Source organism: Campylobacter sp. CNRCH_2013_0855 (genome assembly GCF_025773025.1).
GTDB classification, from domain to species: Bacteria; Campylobacterota; Campylobacteria; order Campylobacterales; family Campylobacteraceae; genus Campylobacter_D; species Campylobacter_D jejuni_C.
In genome coordinates, this window is record NZ_JAKMTE010000005.1 from 48,807 (window position 1) to 66,399 (window position 17,593).

General features: G+C 28.6%; 18 protein-coding genes and 1 tRNA gene. 7 read left to right on the plus strand and 12 right to left on the minus strand.

All coding sequences use genetic code 11. The features are described 5' to 3' along the window. Nucleotides 1–24: 24 nt before the first annotated feature. From L8X40_RS03905 to abc-f, 4 genes are read right to left on the minus strand one after another with little or no spacing between them, the layout of a single operon-like run. Nucleotides 25–492 (minus strand): DUF4149 domain-containing protein, encoded by a 468-nt coding sequence (locus L8X40_RS03905; protein WP_039628182.1) that lies wholly within the window; start codon nt 490–492, stop codon nt 25–27. Nucleotides 493–521: 29 nt separating this feature from the next. Further along, entirely contained in the window at nt 522–1,322 is an 801-nt protein-coding gene (gene prmC / locus L8X40_RS03910; protein WP_263667405.1) for a peptide chain release factor N(5)-glutamine methyltransferase, read from the minus strand. Continuing rightward, nucleotides 1,322–2,509, minus strand: coding sequence for a M48 family metallopeptidase (locus tag L8X40_RS03915; RefSeq protein ID WP_263667357.1), 1,188 nt, complete (start codon nt 2,507–2,509; stop codon nt 1,322–1,324). Before L8X40_RS03915 ends, prmC begins: the two co-directional genes overlap by 1 nt. 53 nt (nt 2,510–2,562) lie before the next feature. Further along, nucleotides 2,563–4,500 carry a ribosomal protection-like ABC-F family protein gene (abc-f, locus tag L8X40_RS03920; RefSeq protein ID WP_263667358.1) on the minus strand — a complete coding sequence of 646 codons (1,938 nt, stop codon included), beginning with the start codon at nt 4,498–4,500 and terminating at the stop codon, nt 2,563–2,565. A 71-nt stretch (nt 4,501–4,571) separates the two neighbouring features. On the opposite strand from abc-f, the gene L8X40_RS03925 reads away from it, so the two are divergent. Both L8X40_RS03925 and L8X40_RS03930 read left to right on the plus strand, forming a co-directional pair. Continuing rightward, nucleotides 4,572–5,702, plus strand: a complete 1,131-nt coding sequence (locus L8X40_RS03925) for a metallophosphoesterase (protein WP_263667359.1) — start codon at nt 4,572–4,574, stop codon at nt 5,700–5,702. Next, on the plus strand, nt 5,703–6,512 hold the full coding sequence (locus L8X40_RS03930) for a phosphatidylserine decarboxylase (RefSeq protein WP_214135831.1): 810 nt from the start codon (nt 5,703–5,705) through the stop codon (nt 6,510–6,512). On the opposite strand, the gene L8X40_RS03935 is transcribed toward L8X40_RS03930, so the two are convergent. Genes L8X40_RS03935 through L8X40_RS03965 form a run of 7 tightly spaced genes read right to left on the minus strand, consistent with a single transcriptional unit; the run spans nt 6,487 to nt 12,331 of the window. Continuing rightward, a complete protein-coding gene (locus tag L8X40_RS03935) occupies nt 6,487–6,777 on the minus strand; it encodes a FlhB-like flagellar biosynthesis protein (protein WP_261544858.1) in 291 nt (96 codons plus the stop codon). The genes L8X40_RS03930 and L8X40_RS03935 overlap by 26 nt on opposite strands. A gap of 2 nt (nt 6,778–6,779) precedes the next feature. Next, a complete protein-coding gene (locus tag L8X40_RS03940; RefSeq protein ID WP_214135832.1) occupies nt 6,780–8,789 on the minus strand; it encodes a flagellar hook-length control protein FliK in 2,010 nt (669 codons plus the stop codon). After that, nucleotides 8,779–9,972 (minus strand): MFS transporter, encoded by a 1,194-nt coding sequence (locus tag L8X40_RS03945; RefSeq protein ID WP_250325593.1) that lies wholly within the window; start codon nt 9,970–9,972, stop codon nt 8,779–8,781. The genes L8X40_RS03940 and L8X40_RS03945 overlap by 11 nt, the downstream gene beginning before the upstream one ends. Further along, nucleotides 9,969–10,454 (minus strand): hypothetical protein, encoded by a 486-nt coding sequence (locus L8X40_RS03950; RefSeq protein ID WP_214126158.1) that lies wholly within the window; start codon nt 10,452–10,454, stop codon nt 9,969–9,971. The genes L8X40_RS03945 and L8X40_RS03950 overlap by 4 nt, the downstream gene beginning before the upstream one ends. Next, nucleotides 10,438–10,716 (minus strand): AtpZ/AtpI family protein, encoded by a 279-nt coding sequence (locus L8X40_RS03955; protein WP_074692764.1) that lies wholly within the window; start codon nt 10,714–10,716, stop codon nt 10,438–10,440. Before L8X40_RS03955 ends, L8X40_RS03950 begins: the two co-directional genes overlap by 17 nt. Then, a complete protein-coding gene (gene hemL, locus L8X40_RS03960) occupies nt 10,713–11,990 on the minus strand; it encodes a glutamate-1-semialdehyde 2,1-aminomutase (RefSeq protein WP_263667360.1) in 1,278 nt (425 codons plus the stop codon). Before hemL ends, L8X40_RS03955 begins: the two co-directional genes overlap by 4 nt. Then, nucleotides 11,987–12,331, minus strand: a complete 345-nt coding sequence (locus L8X40_RS03965; protein WP_087700518.1) for a c-type cytochrome — start codon at nt 12,329–12,331, stop codon at nt 11,987–11,989. The genes hemL and L8X40_RS03965 overlap by 4 nt, the downstream gene beginning before the upstream one ends. A gap of 79 nt (nt 12,332–12,410) precedes the next feature. Here L8X40_RS03965 and folD point away from each other — a divergent pair, with 79 nt between their 5' ends. From folD to L8X40_RS03990, 5 genes are all read left to right on the plus strand, one after another. Beyond that, nucleotides 12,411–13,259, plus strand: coding sequence for a bifunctional methylenetetrahydrofolate dehydrogenase/methenyltetrahydrofolate cyclohydrolase FolD (gene folD, locus L8X40_RS03970; RefSeq protein WP_261544860.1), 849 nt, complete (start codon nt 12,411–12,413; stop codon nt 13,257–13,259). After that, entirely contained in the window at nt 13,256–14,104 is an 849-nt protein-coding gene (gene lepB, locus L8X40_RS03975) for a signal peptidase I (protein WP_087700520.1), read from the plus strand. Before folD ends, lepB begins: the two co-directional genes overlap by 4 nt. 162 nt (nt 14,105–14,266) lie before the next feature. Continuing rightward, complete coding sequence (locus tag L8X40_RS03980) at nt 14,267–15,433, plus strand: pyridoxal phosphate-dependent aminotransferase (protein WP_263667361.1); 1,167 nt, start codon at nt 14,267–14,269, stop codon at nt 15,431–15,433. A gap of 89 nt (nt 15,434–15,522) precedes the next feature. After that, complete coding sequence (tgt, locus tag L8X40_RS03985; RefSeq protein ID WP_263667362.1) at nt 15,523–16,644, plus strand: tRNA guanosine(34) transglycosylase Tgt; 1,122 nt, start codon at nt 15,523–15,525, stop codon at nt 16,642–16,644. Next, nucleotides 16,638–17,402: a CorA family divalent cation transporter gene (locus L8X40_RS03990; RefSeq protein ID WP_087700523.1), complete on the plus strand. Its 765-nt coding sequence runs from the start codon at nt 16,638–16,640 to the stop codon at nt 17,400–17,402. Before tgt ends, L8X40_RS03990 begins: the two co-directional genes overlap by 7 nt. 1 nt (nt 17,403) lies before the next feature. Here L8X40_RS03990 and L8X40_RS03995 read toward each other — a convergent pair. After that, nucleotides 17,404–17,480 (minus strand) — tRNA-Arg (locus tag L8X40_RS03995). Nucleotides 17,481–17,593 lie beyond the last annotated feature (113 nt).

Sequence of the window (17,593 nt, forward strand, 5' to 3'; positions counted from 1 at the left end):
CTTTTAAAGACTTGTTTTATTATATCACTTTTTTGTTTTAAAATTTAAAAAAAACAAAATTACCTGTGATAACATGATAATTTTCATCACAACTTCACTTGCACCATGAATTTTTATAAATTCTTGAGTCTTAGTTGCTTCTTCTCCTAAGCTTTGCGCTTCTAAAACATAAGCAGTGAAGTAAAATACAAAAAGCAAACTTAGTGCCAAAATGATTAAAGAAAGCATAAATTTTGAAAAATTTATTTTAAAAGTTAAATTTTTGTCTTTGAATGAAAAAATTTCCATTAAAATAGATAAAACACTCACACCTAATAAAACATAACCAAATTGCACAAAAATGTGTGTCATTAAAAGCCCACTTTGAAAATGAGTTAAAACCCCTTCGCCTATGAATTTAGCAGGATAAAATATAGTCGGAGCTAAAAATACACCTATGCTAATTTCAATCCCAATTAAACTTGCTAATAAAAATAAATATATTGATTTCATATTTTCTCCTATAAAAAGATAATTATAGTCTAATTTTTTAAATTCCACGCAACAAAGGCTCTATCAAATCCATTATAATCTTGATAAAAGGTAGCCTTGAAATCATTTTCTTTGAAAATTTTATTTAAAATTACTTTTTGATCATAACCAAACTCGCATGCCAAAACTTTTGTGTTATTATTTTTAGCAAAAAGGATAATTTCATGCAAAATTTCCCAGCCTTTATCCCCACCAAATAAAGCATTGTGCGGTTCATTTTGCACCCATTTATCCAAAGGATAGTCATTTTTTATGTAAGGTGGATTAGAAAAAATAAAGTCAAAATTTCCACGCATATTTTTAAAATCGCAAAGTTGAAAATTAATTAAATTTGAAACATTATGAAAATCTGCATTTTTTTTAGCAAGCTCTAGTGCTTTTGGATTAATATCACAAGCTTGTATAAAAATTTGTTTTAACTTTGCTAGAGAGATGCTTAAAATTCCACTTCCAAAACCGATCTCAAGTATATTTTTAAAAGAGTTATGATCTAAAATTTCTAAGCATTTTTCAAGTAATATTTCACTATCAAAGCGTGGTATCAAAACTCCTTTTTCTACGAAAAAATCTAAACCATAAAATTGTGTTTTTTTAAACAAATACTCAAAAGGCTCGCCGTTTAAAAATCTATCTACATATTCTAAAAAAACTTTTTCATCAATTTGAAATTCAGGATTTAAAAAAATCCAAGCCTTATCTTTTTGCAAAAGCTCACAAAGAATAAAAAGTATATATTCTTTGTGAGCAGGATCTTTTGCATAAGCTTGCTTTAAAGCTTGTTTGATTGAAATCATTGCAAAGCTTTGATTCTATCATAAATACAAGGATGACTTAGATGAAAGAAAGTATAAATTTTACTTGTTTTAACAAAGGCTTTGTTTTCTTTTGCTAAAGCTATGAGGGCATTTTTCATATCTTCTTTAGAACTTAGTTTTGCTCCATGTAAGTCAGCATTAAATTCATTTTTTTGACTCATTTTATTAAATAGTGGAGAGATAATAAAAGTAAAAATATTTCCAAAAATCAATAAAAGTGCAAAAACTCCAGCATTTACTCCATCTAAGTGACTTTCAATATAAAAAAAGCTTGGTAAATGAGCAAAGATAAAAAATAAAGCAAAAAGCATCAAAGCACTAGAAAATAACATTTTTAGTAAATCTTTATGTACAAAATGTCCTAGCTCATGACCCAAAACAGCAATGAGTTCTTTTTCTTTTAAAGCATTTAAAAGCGTGTCAAAAAGTACTACTCTTTTGCTTTTAAATAAACCACCAAAATAAGCATTTAATCTTTTATCTCTTTTGCTTGCATCGATAATATAAACACCATTTGCACTAAAACCACATTTTTGCATCAAATTAGTGATTTTTTCTAATAAATTTTCATCTTCAAGTTTTTTCATTTTATTAAACATAGGTGCAATAAGTGTAGGATAGATAAGATTTATAATAAGTATGATTATAAAACTTAGGGCAAAAGCAACAATCCACCAGTATGTGTTAAAAAATTCAAAGCAAAATACTAAGGCATAGATGATTAAAAAGCCAAAAACGAGCATTAGAGCTAAAGATTTAATACTATCTTTAACAAAAAGCGCTAAAGTCATATTTGAAAAGCCGTGTTTTTTATCTTTTACAAAGCTTTCATAATAACTAAGTGGTAAATTTAAAATACTAATAATCAATAAAAATGCAAGTAAAAATAAAGTATTTTCTAAAGTAGAATTTTCTTTTATAAAAAATTCTTTTAAATACAAAAAGCCAAAGCTAATCCAAGAAATGTTAATTATCAGATTATAAAGATTAGAAAATATTTTGTATTTTTCATTTTCTATGGCGATATTTGCAGCGTTTTTATAATCATGCTCACTTAAAATAATTGCTTGTTTTTCTTTTTCTTTTTTTAAAAAAGAAATTTGCATATAAGATATAAAAACTAAAAAAGTTGTGTAAATACATAAAATAGTTATCAAAGTCATAATTTTTCCTTAAATAAATTTGAGTAATTTTATCTTATTTAAAATATATAAAGTTAATCAGTACTTTCACTTTTTTCCAAAACCTCAAAATAAGCTTCTTCTAAAATACTAAGTTCACTTTCTAAAGAGTTTAGCTTTTCATAAAGGGTATTTATACCTAGTTCTTGATAGATTGTGGGATTACTTAGAGCATTTTTTATTTCTTTTATTTCTTCTTCTAATTTATGAATTTTATCAGGATATGAGTTTAAAATTTCATTTTCCTTATAGCTTAGTTTTTTACTTGATTTTTCTTTTGTTTTTACGCTTGCGGTGGTGTTTGTTTCTAAGCTTTTAGAAAATTCTTCAAAGTCTTTATATTCTTTTTCATTTTCTAAATATTCACTATAAGAAAGAACTTCTATATTGATATTTGCATTATCTTCAAAAGCATAAAGTTTAGTTGCTATTTTATCAACAAAATATCTATCATGTGATACAAGTAAAATCGCACCTTCAAAAGAAAGTAAGTATTCTTCTAAGATATTAATTGTAGCTATGTCTAAATCATTTGTTGGTTCATCTAAGATTAATACATCATATTCTTTAGTAAAAAGCAAGGCTAGGGCAACTCTGTTTTTCTCACCTCCACTTAGTACACTCACACTTTGTTCTAAAAATTCTTTTGGAAATAAAAATTGTTTTAAATACCCATAAACATGCATATTTTTACCACGCACTTGAATGTGATCACCGCCATTTGGGCAAAAAATTTCTAAAAGTTTTTTATCAGTATTTAATAAGCTCCTGTTTTGATCAAAATAGCCTATTTTAACTTCACCTCTTTTAATTTCCCCACTATCAAGTGGAATTTGATCAAGTAAAATTTTTAAGAAAGTAGATTTGCCACAGCCATTTTTACCTACTATGGCTATGCGTTCACCTTGTAAAATTCGTGTATTAAAGTCTTTAAAAAGTGTCTTGTTGGCAATAGATTTTGAGATATTTTTAAGTTCAAAAAGCATTTTTTTGCGGTTTTGACTTTGAATTTGGTTAAAATTTTTGCTTGCTCTTTTGATTTCAAGTTGTAGGCGTTTGATAGCTCCTGGGTTTTTTTTAGCCTCTTCGCGCATTTTAAAAATGCGTTCTTTGCGTCCTTCGTTGCGTTTAAGCCTAGCTTTGACTCCTCTTCTTAGCCATTCTTCCTCACTTTTGAGTTGTTTAAGTAGGGTTTCATGGCTTTTAGCTAAGGAAGTTAAAATAGCTGCTTTTTTTTCTAGATATTGCGTATATCCACCCTCAAAAATACTTAATTTTCCTGCTTCTATTTCTACGCATTTTTGTGCTATCGCATCGATAAAATATCTATCGTGAGAGATGAAAATAACACACATTTTAGAGGCTTTTAATCTTTCTTCTAAAAAGCTACTCATATATACATCTAGATGGTTGGTTGGCTCATCAAGCAATAATATATCAGGATTTTTCAGCAAAAGTGTGCAAAGTCCTACACGTCTTATCTCGCCCCCACTTAAAGAGCAAAGTGTTCTGTCTTTATACTCTAATAGTTTAAACTCTTCTAGTATTCTTTGTATTTTTTGGTCTAAATTCCATGCATCTTTTGAATCTATAAATAAACTTAATTCATCTACTTTTTTTAAATATTCTTTATTTTCTGGATCAAGAGCTAGTTTTTCGTTATAGTTTTCAAATTCTTTTAAGGCTTGGTAAATTTCTTCAAGTTCTTTTTTGATGGCTTCGCTCACGCTTAAGGTGCTTTCAAAACTTACTTGTTGGCTTAGCATACCTATACTAGCGTTATTTTGTTTAATCACTCTACCGCTATCTAGTTTTAAAGTCCCCATAAGGGCTTTTAAAAAGCTTGATTTTCCTTCACCATTTTTGCCTATAATGGCGATTTTTTCTCCTAAATTTGCACTAAAATTTGCATTTTCTAAAACTATTTTTGTATTAAATTTCTTATTTGCGTCGATTAAATCTATTAAAGCCAAATTTCTTTCCCAAATGTTTTTTTGCGATTTTACTTTAAAAAGTATTAATTTTGCTTAAATAAAATTACACTATGAGAGTGTTTGTTTTTTTTACTTTACTAGTTTTATTTTTTGCTTTGGCAAATTGGTATATTTATAAAAGATTTTTAAGTAGGGTTGATTTTTTAAAACCTTATAAGAAGTTTGTAATAGCTTTTGTTTTAATAGTTTTTGCATGTGAATTAATCTTTTTTATAAATATGCGCGGGGATTTTTTGCATGAAAAGCTTTATTATATTTTGGCTATTTTTCCTACCATTACTTGCTTTTTTTTACTTTTTGGAGTGGTTTTTGAAATTGGTTCTTGGATTTTTTTTAATGAAAATAAAAAAGAGCAAATTTTCAGTGTCCAAAGAAGAAAGTTTTTAAAATTAATTTTTGATTCTTGGCTTATTATACTTAGTGTTAGTATGGTATTTAAAGGTTTTGTAAATGCTATCAGTACACCTAAGGTTAATGAGGTAGATATTAAAATTAAAAATTTAAAAGAAGATTTAAATATAGCTTTGCTTTCTGATGTGCATTTGGGAAAAAATTTAGGAGAAGATTTTTTAAAAACCTTAATCGATGAGGTTAATGCTTTAAATGCTGATATAATCATCATAGCTGGGGATTTAATCGATGCAGATATTGCTAGCATGCCTTATATTAATTTATTAGAAAATTTTAAATCAAAATATGGCACTTATTATGTTTATGGAAATCATGAGTATTATAATGATATAAATACAATAAGTAAAAGGCTTAAAACACTTAAGAATTTCAAAGTTTTAGAAGATGAAAGCGTTGATTTTGGGGATTTTACTTTAAGTGGGACTTTGGATTTGGCTGCTAAACGTTTGGGTTTTAAAGAAAGCAATATAGAAAAAATCAAAACTCAAATCAATCAAGAAAAAGTTAATATTTTAATCACGCATCAGCCAAAATATGTAAAAACTTATGATATAAGTGGGTTTGATTTGATTTTATCAGGACATACTCATGCAGGACAAATTTTCCCTTTTTCTTTGCTGGTATATTTAGAACAAGGTTTTGTGTATGGGCTTTATAAATTAAGCAAGGATAGTTTGCTTTATGTAAGCAGTGGAGCTGGATTTTGGGGACCTGCTGTGAGATTTTTAGCTCCTAGTGAGATAGCTTTGATTAGATTAAAAGGAGAATGAGTGGGATTTAGTAATAGTGCTTCAAAAATATTTGGAATCATAGCAAAATATAAATTTCCAAAAATCATACAAAAAAACATTAATAAAGCTTATGTAAATGCTTTTAATATCAATATGAGCGAATTTAAACCTTTAGAAGAATACGAGAGTTTAAATGCTTTATTTACAAGAACTTTGTTAAATGAGCGAGAATTAGAAGATGGCTTTATAAGTCCAAGTGATGGTAAAATTTTAGAACTTGGAAGTAGTTTTCAAAATGACTTCAAAGAAAATTTAGCCTTTAGCATTAAAGGTTCAAGTTATAGCATAGAAGAGCTTTTAAAAAACTCAGCTAGTAAAGAAGAATTAGAAAATGGCATAGATTATGCAAATATTTATTTGTCTCCAAAAGATTATCATCATTATCACGCACCTTGTAATATGCAAATTTTAAGTGCTACATATATGAGTGGGGCTTTATTTAGTGTGAGTGAGACAAAGTTAGCTAAGATTATAAATCTTTATACTAAAAATGAAAGAGTAGTTTTAAAGTGCTTAGTGGAAGGAAAATTTATACTTTGGATGGTATTTGTCGGTGCGCTAAATGTCGGTAAAATGCATTTTAGTTTTGATACTAGCATACAAACTAATGCTGCAAATTTTGATTTTACTCATACTTATGAAGATCTTTTTATAAAAAAAGGTCAAAGGCTTGGAAATTTTGAACTAGGTTCGACTATAGTTTTAATTGCCCAAAAAGGATTTTTAAAATTTAGTAAAAATGCTTATGAGCAAGTTGAATTTTCTAAGAAGATTGCGGACTTTGCTTAGTCTCATTTTCATTAGCAACTTTATATAAAAAGGCAAAAATTTCAGCCACTGCTTTATACATATTAGGTGGGATTTCATCGCCTAGATCAAGCTTACTAAGTACTTCTACTAAGTCTTTGTCTTCTTTTATGGGTATGCCATTTTCTTTAGCTAAAGAGATGATTTTAGCAGCGTTTTCACCTTTGGCATTAGCTAGAATTTTTGGTGCATTTTGATCTTCTTTGTTATAGCCTAGCGCAACGGCTTTTTTTGTTTTTTTAGCCATTTTTAAGCCCTTGTATCAAAACCCATATTAAAGTCATTATATTCTTCTTGATTGTGAAATTTACTTTTAACTATATCGCTGATGAAAAAATTAGAGCTTAGAAGTCCTACTTTAACTAAGGCTTTTTTTAACTCATGTGCTCTTTCATAAAGTTTTTTTCTAAAATTAGCATTTTCTATCATCATATTTATATCAATGTATTTATCATTGCTTAGTGATAAAAATACATTGATTTTTCCTAGTTTTTCAAATTCAAGATTAATTTGTGCATAAAATTTATCTTTTTTACCGCGTTTAAAAACTACATTAGACTTTTCTAAATTATCCCAAAAGAAAGGTAAAAAAGTATGAATGCTATTATTAGCTAAAGATAAAAGCTGATTAAACTCAAGCTGAGCTATAAGACGATTTGCTTGATTTAGTATGTTTTCGTTGTCTAAATTTTTAGCTAGATTAGAAACTTGCAAAAGAGTGGATTTAATATCTTTTTGTAATTCTGAAGAAATTTCTGTAGTATCTTTTGGGGTGATTTTTCCAATATCTTTTATAGAAAGTTCTAATTTTTTTTCTATATTTTTTATATCATCTAAAGAATTTTTTGCTTCATAATTTTTAGGATCTAAAGCTTTTAAAACCTCGTTGAGTTTTCTTCCTATTAGGCCTAGTTCTTTGTTTAGATTGTTTAAAAGTTCTTCTTGCAAATTTTGGCTAAAATTAAGATTTTTACTTACATTTTGTTTGAAAATATCTTCTAGTAAAATTTTACCCGAAGTGCTTTTAAATATATCTTCTAATTTGGTATTATTTGCTTTTAAATTTTGACTTTTGTTATCATTTTTGCTTGGTTCTTCAGTATTTTTTTGTGGTGTTTTTGGCTCTTCTTTGGGATTTTCTTTGATATCTTTATTTTGTGATGTTTTTTCTTCTTTTGTATTTTGAATTTCTTTATCTTTTGCTATGCTTTCTTGTTTTTGTTGAATTTCTTTTTTATCTTCTGTGTTTTTTTGTGGAGTTTTTATTTCCTCTTTTAACTCTTCTTTGATGTCTTTAGTGTGTGGAGTTTTATTTAAATTTTCTTGTGCTGTTTCAGTTTTGTTTTTGTGATTTTTTATGTCTTTTAAAAGCGTTATAAGATCTTTAATGTTTTGACTAAGTTCTTTTAGTATATGCGTATTTTGAATTTTTATATTTTCAGGTTTGGCTAGTTCTTTGTTGATAAGTGCTAAATTTTTACTGAGATTTTTAATGAAATTATTAGCAATATTTTGTAGCTTTTCTTGATTAATGGAGTTTGGATTTTTATTGATATAGTTTTTAAAATTTTCTATTTTATCAAATAGTTTAAAAAGTGTCTTGTAGTTTGTATTTTCTAAAGAAATTTTGTTATCTTTTTTGTGATTTTGTAAGATGTGAATAAGTTCTTTTAAGGTGCTTGTGGTGTCAAGATTTTTAAGATCTAAATTACTTATATCGCGTTTTAGATTTTCACTAGTAGCCCCTTTTATGGTATTTAAAAGATTAAAAAAGCTTTGTGGTAAATTTTGCTCTTTTAAAGAATGATTGAGTTTTGCTTCTAAAAAAACACCTGAATTTTTTACCAAGGATGAAAGATTTTTATTGTTGATATCTTTAGCGGGTTTAACTAGATCTTCTAAAACTTTAAGTAGTTTTTCAAATTCAGGATTTTTAGAAAGCTCTGCTTGAAGTTTTTTAACTTCATTAGCAAAATTAGGTGCAAAATTTAAATCTTTGTGATTTTTTAATACTGCTAAATCAGGATCTTTGTTGGTTTTGATTTGATCTAAGAGTTTATTTAATAATTCTTGTAATTTTTGATCGATTTTGCTTACATAATCTTTAGGTAGTTTGACTTCAGGATTATTTTTAGAAAATAAAGGATTTTTTAAAGCATCATTAAGTGAGGTTTTTTTGTCTGATTTCTCACTTTTGTTGTCTTTGCTTGTTTCGTTTTTTGCAAATTGATTTTGATTGTTAGAAATATTAGTTATCATCTAGCATTACCATATTACCTGGTTTTCTTTTAAATTTGGTTAGATTTTTAAATTTTGGTTTATCTATGGCAAAGGCAATTAAAACAGTTAATAAAACGATGTAAAAATACATAAAACCATTGCCTTCAAAATAATACATCAAAGTTCCAAGCACAGCAGGCGCAAATAAAGCACCAAAAGAATAAGTAAAAAGAACCGCTCTACCTAACTCAACTCTTTTGCTAGAATCTTCAAGCATGTCATTTGCTCTAGCTAAAGAAAGAGCATATAAACAACACATTCCCATACCTAGCAAAAAGCCAAAAAAGTATTTTAAATAAATATTATAGCTTAATAACAAAATACAAAGCATAGCACTTAAAGCGGTAAAAGCACATAAAATAATAGCAAATTTACGACTAATTTTATCAGAAAGGGTTCCGATGAAAAGTTGAGATATAAACCCTCCTAACATGGTACAAAATATAAAAATCGAGGCTTCTTTTGCGCCAAATCCTTGTATGAGTATAAATAAAGAAGCCATGGAGAAAAATCCATTTAAAAGCATACCTGCTATAAAGCTTGTCACTAAAGCCAAAGGCACTATGTCAAAAACTTTAGGGATGGAAATTTTGGTTTTTTGTGGTAAAACCGGCTCTTTAATACGGATTAAAAATAAAGGAATAGAAGCAAACATAATAAAACTAGCGCTTAAAATAAATACTGTATTGCTTGGGAAATCAAAGGACATAAGTAAAATTCCAAAGCCTGATGATGAGTAAAACACTACTTCATAAAAGGCTATTACTCTTGAGCGAATAGCATTTTTTGCTTTTTCATTAAGCCATGACTCTATGACCATTAAAAGCGCATAATAACAAAAACCAAGTAAAAATCTCAAAACCATCCAAAAATATAGATTAGAATTTAAACTATGAAGCATAGTGGCTATACCAAAAATGATAGCAAAAATTCCAAAAGATCTTATATGTCCTACCTTAGAGACTATCCTATGAGCACTAATAGTACTTACCATAGCACCAAGAAAATAACAACTTCCTATTATCCCTATATAAAAATTACTAACATCGTTATGTTTTAAAATAATTGCTATAGAATTTACCGTTAAAGCACTTCCTATAAAAACAAAAATCATACCAAAAAACAATGCAGTTAATGATCTAATCGTTCTTTTTGAGCTCAACATTTTCTTATTAAAAAATTATATATTAATACCGCTATGGGTGTGACAAACATTGCACAAAACAAGGCAAAAATACTCATTAAGCCTTGAAACTCTAAAAATAAAAACCCTGTTATTAAAAATACATAAGCAAAAATTTTAAACAAAGAAAAAAAAGCTAATGCGTTTTTAAAAATACTTTTAAATTTTGGTTTTAAATCGTCATCTATATGGATAAATTTTATAATTTTTGGCAAAGAATATTGTTTTTTAGCAAAAATTTGCAAAGGTCTTTGCGTAAAATCGTAATTTTTAGCCGCTTTAAAAATAAAATTTTTATAATTTAAAAAAGATATCAGAATGATTAAATTTTGAGCCAAAAAGCCAAATTCAAAGCTTATAAAGGTTTTAAAACTTAATTCTTTGTAGAAAAAAACTCCTGCTAAGAAAAGTAAATTTAATCCTAGTAAGAGTTTTAATAAAATTTTAGGCTTTAGGATCATTTTTTAAATCTTTATAGCGATTTTCTTCTTTAAATTCTTCGTAACTTTTTACTTGTGCCTTGTAAGCTTTATAAACATTTAAAATCGCCGCAGCTACTCCTATGAATACTCCTATCCAAAAAAGCCAAGCTATACCGGTTAAATTTTTTAAAAAATAGCCTATGCCAACTCCGATTAAAACAGCTACAACCATGGATATACCAAGGCTTAATCCATCTGCAGCTTCTATACCTTTGCGAATGATTTTTTGTCTTTTATTCATAGGGCTTTAAAACTTTCTTGTGCTGCTTGTATAGTTTTATCAATGATTTTTTTATCCATACATTCACATATAAAACCTGTTTCAAATTGAGATGGTGCTAAATATACACCTTTGTTTAGCATCTGTGCATGAAATTTGGCAAATAATTTAGTATCTGATTTTAAAGCATCTTGATAATTATTAACAGGGTTTTCACAAAAGAAAAATCCAAACATAGAACCAACGCAATTAACTTGCAAAGGAATTTTGCAATCATTTGCAGCTTCTTTAAAGCCTTGAGTAAGTCTTTTGCCTAGTTTTTCTAATTTTTCATATAAACCTTCATAATTTCTTGCTTTTTTTAAGCTCGCATAACCTGCAGCCATAGCAAGAGGATTACCACTTAGTGTTCCTGCTTGATATACCCCACCCAAAGGACTTAATAAATCCATAATCTCAGCTCTTGCAGCAAAAGCAGCCGCAGGCATACCTCCGCCTATAACCTTACCAAAAGTTACTATGTCAGCTTTTATATTATTAATTCCAAAAGAGCCTAAATACGAAGCTCTAAAGCCACTCATTACTTCATCAAAAATTAAAAGAATTTGATGTTCATCACATAGTTTTCTTAGCTCTTGTAAAAAATCTATTTTAGCAGGTACTAAGCCCATATTTCCTGCAATTGGCTCTATAATGATACAAGCTATATTATCATCATTGTTGATTAAGTTTTTAACACTATCAATGTTATTATAAATAGCCACTAGAGTATTTTTAGCTACATCGGTTAATACTCCTAGTGAGCTTGGGGTGTTAAAAGTAGCTGCACCACTTCCAGCACTTACTAATAAAGAATCAGAATGCCCATGATAACATCCTTCAAATTTAATGATTTTATCTTTTTTACTAAATCCTCTTGCAAGACGAATGGCACTCATAGTAGCTTCTGTGCCACTGCTTACAAAGCGTATTTTGTCTAAATGCGGCCAATCTTTTAAGATAAATTTAGCCAACTTAGTTTCAGCTAGGGTTGGTGCACCAAAGCTTGAACCATGTTCTAATGCTTTTTTACAAGCTTTTTCAATATCCTCATCACAATGCCCAAAAAGCAAAGGCCCCCAACTTTGTACATAATCTATATAAGTATTATCTTCTATATCGCTAATATAAGCACCTTTTCCTTGCTTGATAAATAAAGGACTGCTGCCCACGCTGGCAAAGGCACGCACAGGTGAATCAACCCCACCTGCTATATATTCACAAGCTTCTTCAAAGGCTTTTTTATTATTTTTCATTTTTTACTCCTTTTGTTATTAGTAATATAATCATAAAGCGATTTCATCTCATCTTCTGTTAATGAGTAAGTTGGCATAATGCTTTTTGCCTCTTGAGGTTGGCTTAGAATTTCTCTAAAACGTGTATAAGGAGTATTTTTAATACTTGGCACTATAAAAGGAGTTTTTTCTCCATTTTTAGTATAATAACCTAGTACTTGTTGCCCTCCATCACCATGACATTTAGCACAACTTATGCCTCTTGGGTTTTTGTAAAGGGATTCTTGGTATTCTTTAGGTGAGATAAAATCTTCAGCCCAAGCACCATAAACTATAAAAAACAAAAATAAAATAATTTTCATTCATCACCTTTAACAAAAAAGAAGTTTTATTATGATACAATTTTTTAAGTTAAAGAAAGCTATAAATTTAAGGAAAGAAATGACACTTTTAGATGGTAAAAAGCTAAGTGATGAGATAAAAAATAATCTAAAACAAGAAGTATTAGAACTTAAAACCCAAAGTATAGAGCCTTGCTTGGCTGTGATTTTAGTAGGAGAAGATCCTGCTAGTGCTACTTATGTGGGTTCTAAAGCAAAGGCTTGCGAGCAATGTGGGATTAAGTCTTTGGTTTATAGACTTGATGTAAACACAACTCAAAATGAGCTTTTGGCTTTGATTAATACCTTAAATCATGATGATAGTGTTGATGGGATTTTGGTTCAGCTTCCATTGCCAGTGCATATTAATAAAGATATCATTCTAGAAAGTATTAATTTTAATAAAGATGTGGATGGTTTTCATCCTTTTAATGTTGGGAATTTAAATTTAAATTTAAAAGGTGGTTTTTTGCCATGTACACCTTTAGGCGTTATGAAAATTTTAGAGCATTATGATATAAAATTACAAGGTGCTGATGTAGTTGTAATAGGAGCTTCTAATATAGTAGGTCGTCCTATGGCTACGCTTTTATTAAATGCTAATGCTAGTGTGAGTATTTGTCATATTTATACAAAAGACTTAAAAGCTTATACAAAAAATGCTGATATTATCATCGTAGCAGCAGGTTGTCCAAATCTTTTAAAAGAAGATATGGTTAAAGAGGGTGTGATAGTAGTTGATGTAGGGATTAATAGAGTTGATGGAAAAATAGTAGGTGATGTTGATTTTGAAAATGTAAGTAAAAAAGCTAGTTATATTACTCCTGTACCAGGCGGGGTAGGGCCTATGACCATAGCAATGCTTTTAGAAAATACTATAAAATCAGCTAAAAATAGGATTAAAAAATGAATTTTTTGAAAAAAATCTATAAATTCACGCAATCTTGGACAGGAACTTTAATAGTTGTTTTATTGATTATATTTTTCTTTATACAAGCTTTTACTATACCAAGTGGTTCTATGAAAAATACTTTACTAGTAGGGGATTTTTTATTTGTAAAAAAATTCTCTTATGGTATTCCAACTCCGCATATTCCTTGGATAGAAGTGCCTGTTTTGCCTGATTTTAATAAAAATGGACATTTAGTAAGCGCTGAAGGTCCTAAAAGAGGAGATATTGTAGTATTTAGATATCCACATGAGCCAAAAATTCATTATGTAAAAAGATGTGTGGCTAAGGGCGGAGATGAGGTTGTTTTTGCAAATAAAACCTTATATGTGCGTATGGTTGAGGGTGATGAATATATGAAAGATTATTATCCTAATAAAACAAAAATCATAGGCGGAAGACTTTTTGTAAAAGAACCTTTTGTGGAAAAAGGAATACATTATGATTCTAGAGTGGATATAGAAAGTGTGTTTTTTCGCTATTTAAATTTAGGTCAATTTGCTATGAAACCTGCTTCTTTTGATGAATTAGGTACTAATAATATTTATGGTTTTAATGCATATTATTATAAGGTGCCTGAAAATGAGTATTTTATGATGGGCGATAATCGTGATCACTCTAGTGATAGTAGATTTTGGGGAAGTGTAGATTATAAATATATAGTTGGTCAACCTTGGTTTATTTATTTTTCATGGGATGAAAATAAAAAAGTTAGATGGGAAAGAGTAGGGCGTTTGGTTGAAACTATAGAAAAAGATGAGCGGTTTATCCATCATAATGAAAGCGATATAGAAGCTTTAGAATAATTACTCAAAGAAACAATATAAAATTTTTATGTGTAGAAAATGTATAGTTTCTACACAAATTTATAAAAATATACACTCTTAATTTTATTCGTAGATTTTTTTAAGCTCCAAGTTGTAACAATTAACACAAATAAAAATCAAAGCAAAAATAAAGGATAAAAAATGCTAAGTCAAAGATCTCAAAATTTAGGAGAATCCTTAACTTTAGTAATGACTGATATAGCCAAAACTTTAAAAGCAAATGGTGAAAAAGTTATTAGTTTTTCAGCAGGTGAGCCTGATTTTGATACTCCAGAAATCATTAAAAAAGTAGCAATTGAAGCTATTGAAAAAGGTTGTGGGGCTTATACACCTGTTGTGGGTATAAAAGAAGTTATAGAAGCTATACAATATAAATTTAAAAATGATAATAATTTAGAATATAAAGCAAGTGAAATCATTACCAATGTTGGTGCTAAGCATTCTTTATTTATGGCGATTGAGTGTTTGGTTGAAGAAGGTGATGAGGTTATCATACCAAGTCCTTATTGGGTGAGTTATCCTGAAATGGTGAAATTTGCAGGTGGAACTCCTGTATTTATAGAAGGTGAAGCAAAAAATGGCTTTAAAATTACTCCTGAGCAATTAAAACAAGCTATTACTTCAAAAACAAAGGTTTTGATGTTTAATTCCCCATCAAATCCTACGGGTGCTATATATTCTAAAGAAGAAATTACTGCTTTAGCTAAGGTTTTAGAAGGAACTAAAATCGTAGTTTTAAGTGATGAGATTTATGAAAAATTAGTTTATGATGGAGAATTTTGTGCTTTTGCGCAAGTGAGCGAAGATGCTTTAAATAGAACTATAAGTATTAATGGTCTTAGTAAATGCGGTGCTATGCCAGGATGGCGTTTTGGTTATATGGCAAGCAAAATGAGTGAGTTTAACAATGCTGTTAAAAAATTACAAGGACAAAGCACTTCAAATATCTGCTCAATCATTCAACACGCAGCTTTACCAGCCTTACTTGGAAAAGCAGATAGTGATATTGAAATGATGAGACAAGCTTTTTTAAAGCGTAGAGAATTAGCGTGTGAAATTTTAGCTAAAAGCGATAAGTTAAAATTAGAACAAATTCCACAAGGAGCTTTTTATTTATTTATCTCTTGTAAAGAAGTTGATAGTGATTCTATGAGATTTTGTAAAAGATTATTAGAAGAGCAAAAAGTAGCTTTAGTGCCAGGCATAGGTTTTGGCATGGAAGGGTATTTTAGACTTTCTTATGCAACTAATGAAAAAGATATCATTGAAGGTTGTGAAAAGATCGTTGAATTTGTAAAAAACTACTAATTTCTTAAGCCTGTTAAAAACAGGCTTTCTTTCAAAAAAACTTATAAGCAAGTCTTTGGTATGATTATGCAAAAAATATAGGAAAATCAATGGAATTTGAAGTTCAATATAAAAGTGCAAATGCTAGAGCTTGTCGCATAAAAACTACACATAGTGAAATTTTAACTCCTATTTTTATGCCCGTTGGAACTTTGGCTGCGATTAAAAGCTTAGATGCTGTTGATATGAGCGAAATTTTAAACGCAAAAATCATTTTAGCAAATACTTATCATTTGTATTTAAGACCAGGATCTAAGGTGATTAAACAAATGGGTGGCTTGCATGGTTTTAGTAAATTTAATGGTTCTTTTTTAACAGATAGTGGGGGTTTTCAAGCTTTTTCTTTAAGTAAAAATTCAAAACCTGATGAAAAAGGAATTCAGTTTAAAAGTCATATTGATGGAAGTTTGCATTATTTTACTCCACAAAGTGTTTTAGATGCACAGTATGATTTTAATTCAGACATTATGATGATTTTAGATGATTTAGTGGCTTTACCTGCAAGCAAAGAAAGGATAGAGCTTTCTTTAAAACGCACTATAAAATGGGCAAAAGAGGCTATTGATTATCATAAATTAAAGCAAAGTCAAGGTATAGGAATAGGGCAAAATATCTTTGGCATTATCCAAGGTGGAACGGATTTTGAAGCTAGAAAAATTTGTTCTCAAGCACTTTGTGAGATGGACTTTGATGGTCTTGCTATAGGTGGATTAAGTGTAGGAGAAGAAAATGAGGCTATGTATGATACGGTTGAGGCTATGATACCTTATGTAGATAACAATCGTCCTAGGTATTTAATGGGGGTTGGCACACCTGAAGATTTGGTAGAAAATGTAGCAAGAGGTGTGGATATGTTTGATTGTGTGATGCCAACAAGAAATGCAAGAAATGGAACTTTGTTTACTAGCTTTGGAAAATTTAATATCAAAAAGGCAGAATTTATCACTGATCATGCCCCTATAGATAATAAATGTTCTTGTTATACATGTAAAAACTTTTCAAGAGCTTATTTGAATCATTTATTTAAAGCTAAAGAATTAACCTTTTTTAGACTTGCAAGTATTCATAATTTGCATTACTATCTAAATTTGGTAAAGCAAATGCGTGAAGCTATTATCAAAGATGAATTTGAAAATTTTAGAAAAGAATTTTATAGGCAAAGAATATGTTAAATGATACTTTAAAGCAAATTATTAATAATATTAATATATCAAATGCTTATTATGAGTTTGATGAATTTGATGTTTTTATGTTAGATATTGCTAAAAATTCTAGAAATATTTTTATTTTTAAAGATAATCAAATTTTTGAATACAAAGATGAAAATTTGATTTTATTTTCTAATGCAGAATTTATAGCCATATTAAAAGAAATTTTGCAAAATGAAAAAGAAAAAAACAATACTATTAATCTCTCTATAGAAAAAAGAGAAGAGTTGATTTTGGAAAATAAAAAAGTCAAGAATTTTTTAACCAAATATTTTATATTAAAAGTTAAGCTTGGTAAAAGTTCTAAGATTGTTTCATCTGTACTTGAAGCTTGTAAAATATGTCACAGTAAACAACACTTTATAAAGAAAAATTTAAAAACGATTATTTTAAATTTAGCAATTTTAGAAAGAAGCATAAAAGACAACATTGCAAGATTAGAAGGAATATATACTTATATTAATACTGCAAGAAGTGAAAAAATCAATAAAAACATTTATTTTTTGAGTATTATTTCTGCGATTTTTTTACCTTTAAATTTAATTGTTGGTTTTTTTGGTATGAATACTAAAAATTTATTTTTATCTGAGAATGAATATGGAACTTATTATATTTTGACTACAATTTTAGTTATATTTTTTATTTTATTTTTATGGTATCAATTTAAAGATAAAAAAGAGTTGGATTTAGATGAATTTTCTGTAAAAAAGAAAAAGAAATGAGTGGTACGCCCAAGAGGATTCGAACCTCTGACCTTTTGAACCGCAATCAAATGCTCTATCCAGCTGAGCTATGGGCGCAAAATAAAATAGTAATTTTATCAAAAAATTCTTAAAATTAGCAAAAACAAGTAATTTTATAGAATTTTTATATTTTTATGCTAATCTTCTTTGAATAATATTTTAGCTTAAGG

What these genes read in the sequence shown, in the direction of transcription:
- L8X40_RS03905 (WP_039628182.1), bottom strand. Translation starts at nt 492, where the DNA reads ATGAAATCAATATATTTATTTTTATTAGCAAGTTTAATTGGGATTGAA.
- L8X40_RS03915 (WP_263667357.1), bottom strand. Translation starts at nt 2,509, where the DNA reads ATGACTTTGATAACTATTTTATGTATTTACACAACTTTTTTAGTTTTT.
- L8X40_RS03925 (WP_263667359.1), top strand. Translation starts at nt 4,572, where the DNA reads ATGAGAGTGTTTGTTTTTTTTACTTTACTAGTTTTATTTTTTGCTTTG.
- L8X40_RS03935 (WP_261544858.1), bottom strand. Translation starts at nt 6,777, where the DNA reads ATGGCTAAAAAAACAAAAAAAGCCGTTGCGCTAGGCTATAACAAAGAA.
- L8X40_RS03940 (WP_214135832.1), bottom strand. Translation starts at nt 8,789, where the DNA reads ATGATAACTAATATTTCTAACAATCAAAATCAATTTGCAAAAAACGAA.
- L8X40_RS03950 (WP_214126158.1), bottom strand. Translation starts at nt 10,454, where the DNA reads ATGATCCTAAAGCCTAAAATTTTATTAAAACTCTTACTAGGATTAAAT.
- L8X40_RS03955 (WP_074692764.1), bottom strand. Translation starts at nt 10,716, where the DNA reads ATGAATAAAAGACAAAAAATCATTCGCAAAGGTATAGAAGCTGCAGAT.
- hemL (WP_263667360.1), bottom strand. Translation starts at nt 11,990, where the DNA reads ATGAAAAATAATAAAAAAGCCTTTGAAGAAGCTTGTGAATATATAGCA.
- L8X40_RS03965 (WP_087700518.1), bottom strand. Translation starts at nt 12,331, where the DNA reads ATGAAAATTATTTTATTTTTGTTTTTTATAGTTTATGGTGCTTGGGCT.
- folD (WP_261544860.1), top strand. Translation starts at nt 12,411, where the DNA reads ATGACACTTTTAGATGGTAAAAAGCTAAGTGATGAGATAAAAAATAAT.
- lepB (WP_087700520.1), top strand. Translation starts at nt 13,256, where the DNA reads ATGAATTTTTTGAAAAAAATCTATAAATTCACGCAATCTTGGACAGGA.
- L8X40_RS03980 (WP_263667361.1), top strand. Translation starts at nt 14,267, where the DNA reads ATGCTAAGTCAAAGATCTCAAAATTTAGGAGAATCCTTAACTTTAGTA.
- tgt (WP_263667362.1), top strand. Translation starts at nt 15,523, where the DNA reads ATGGAATTTGAAGTTCAATATAAAAGTGCAAATGCTAGAGCTTGTCGC.
- L8X40_RS03990 (WP_087700523.1), top strand. Translation starts at nt 16,638, where the DNA reads ATGTTAAATGATACTTTAAAGCAAATTATTAATAATATTAATATATCA.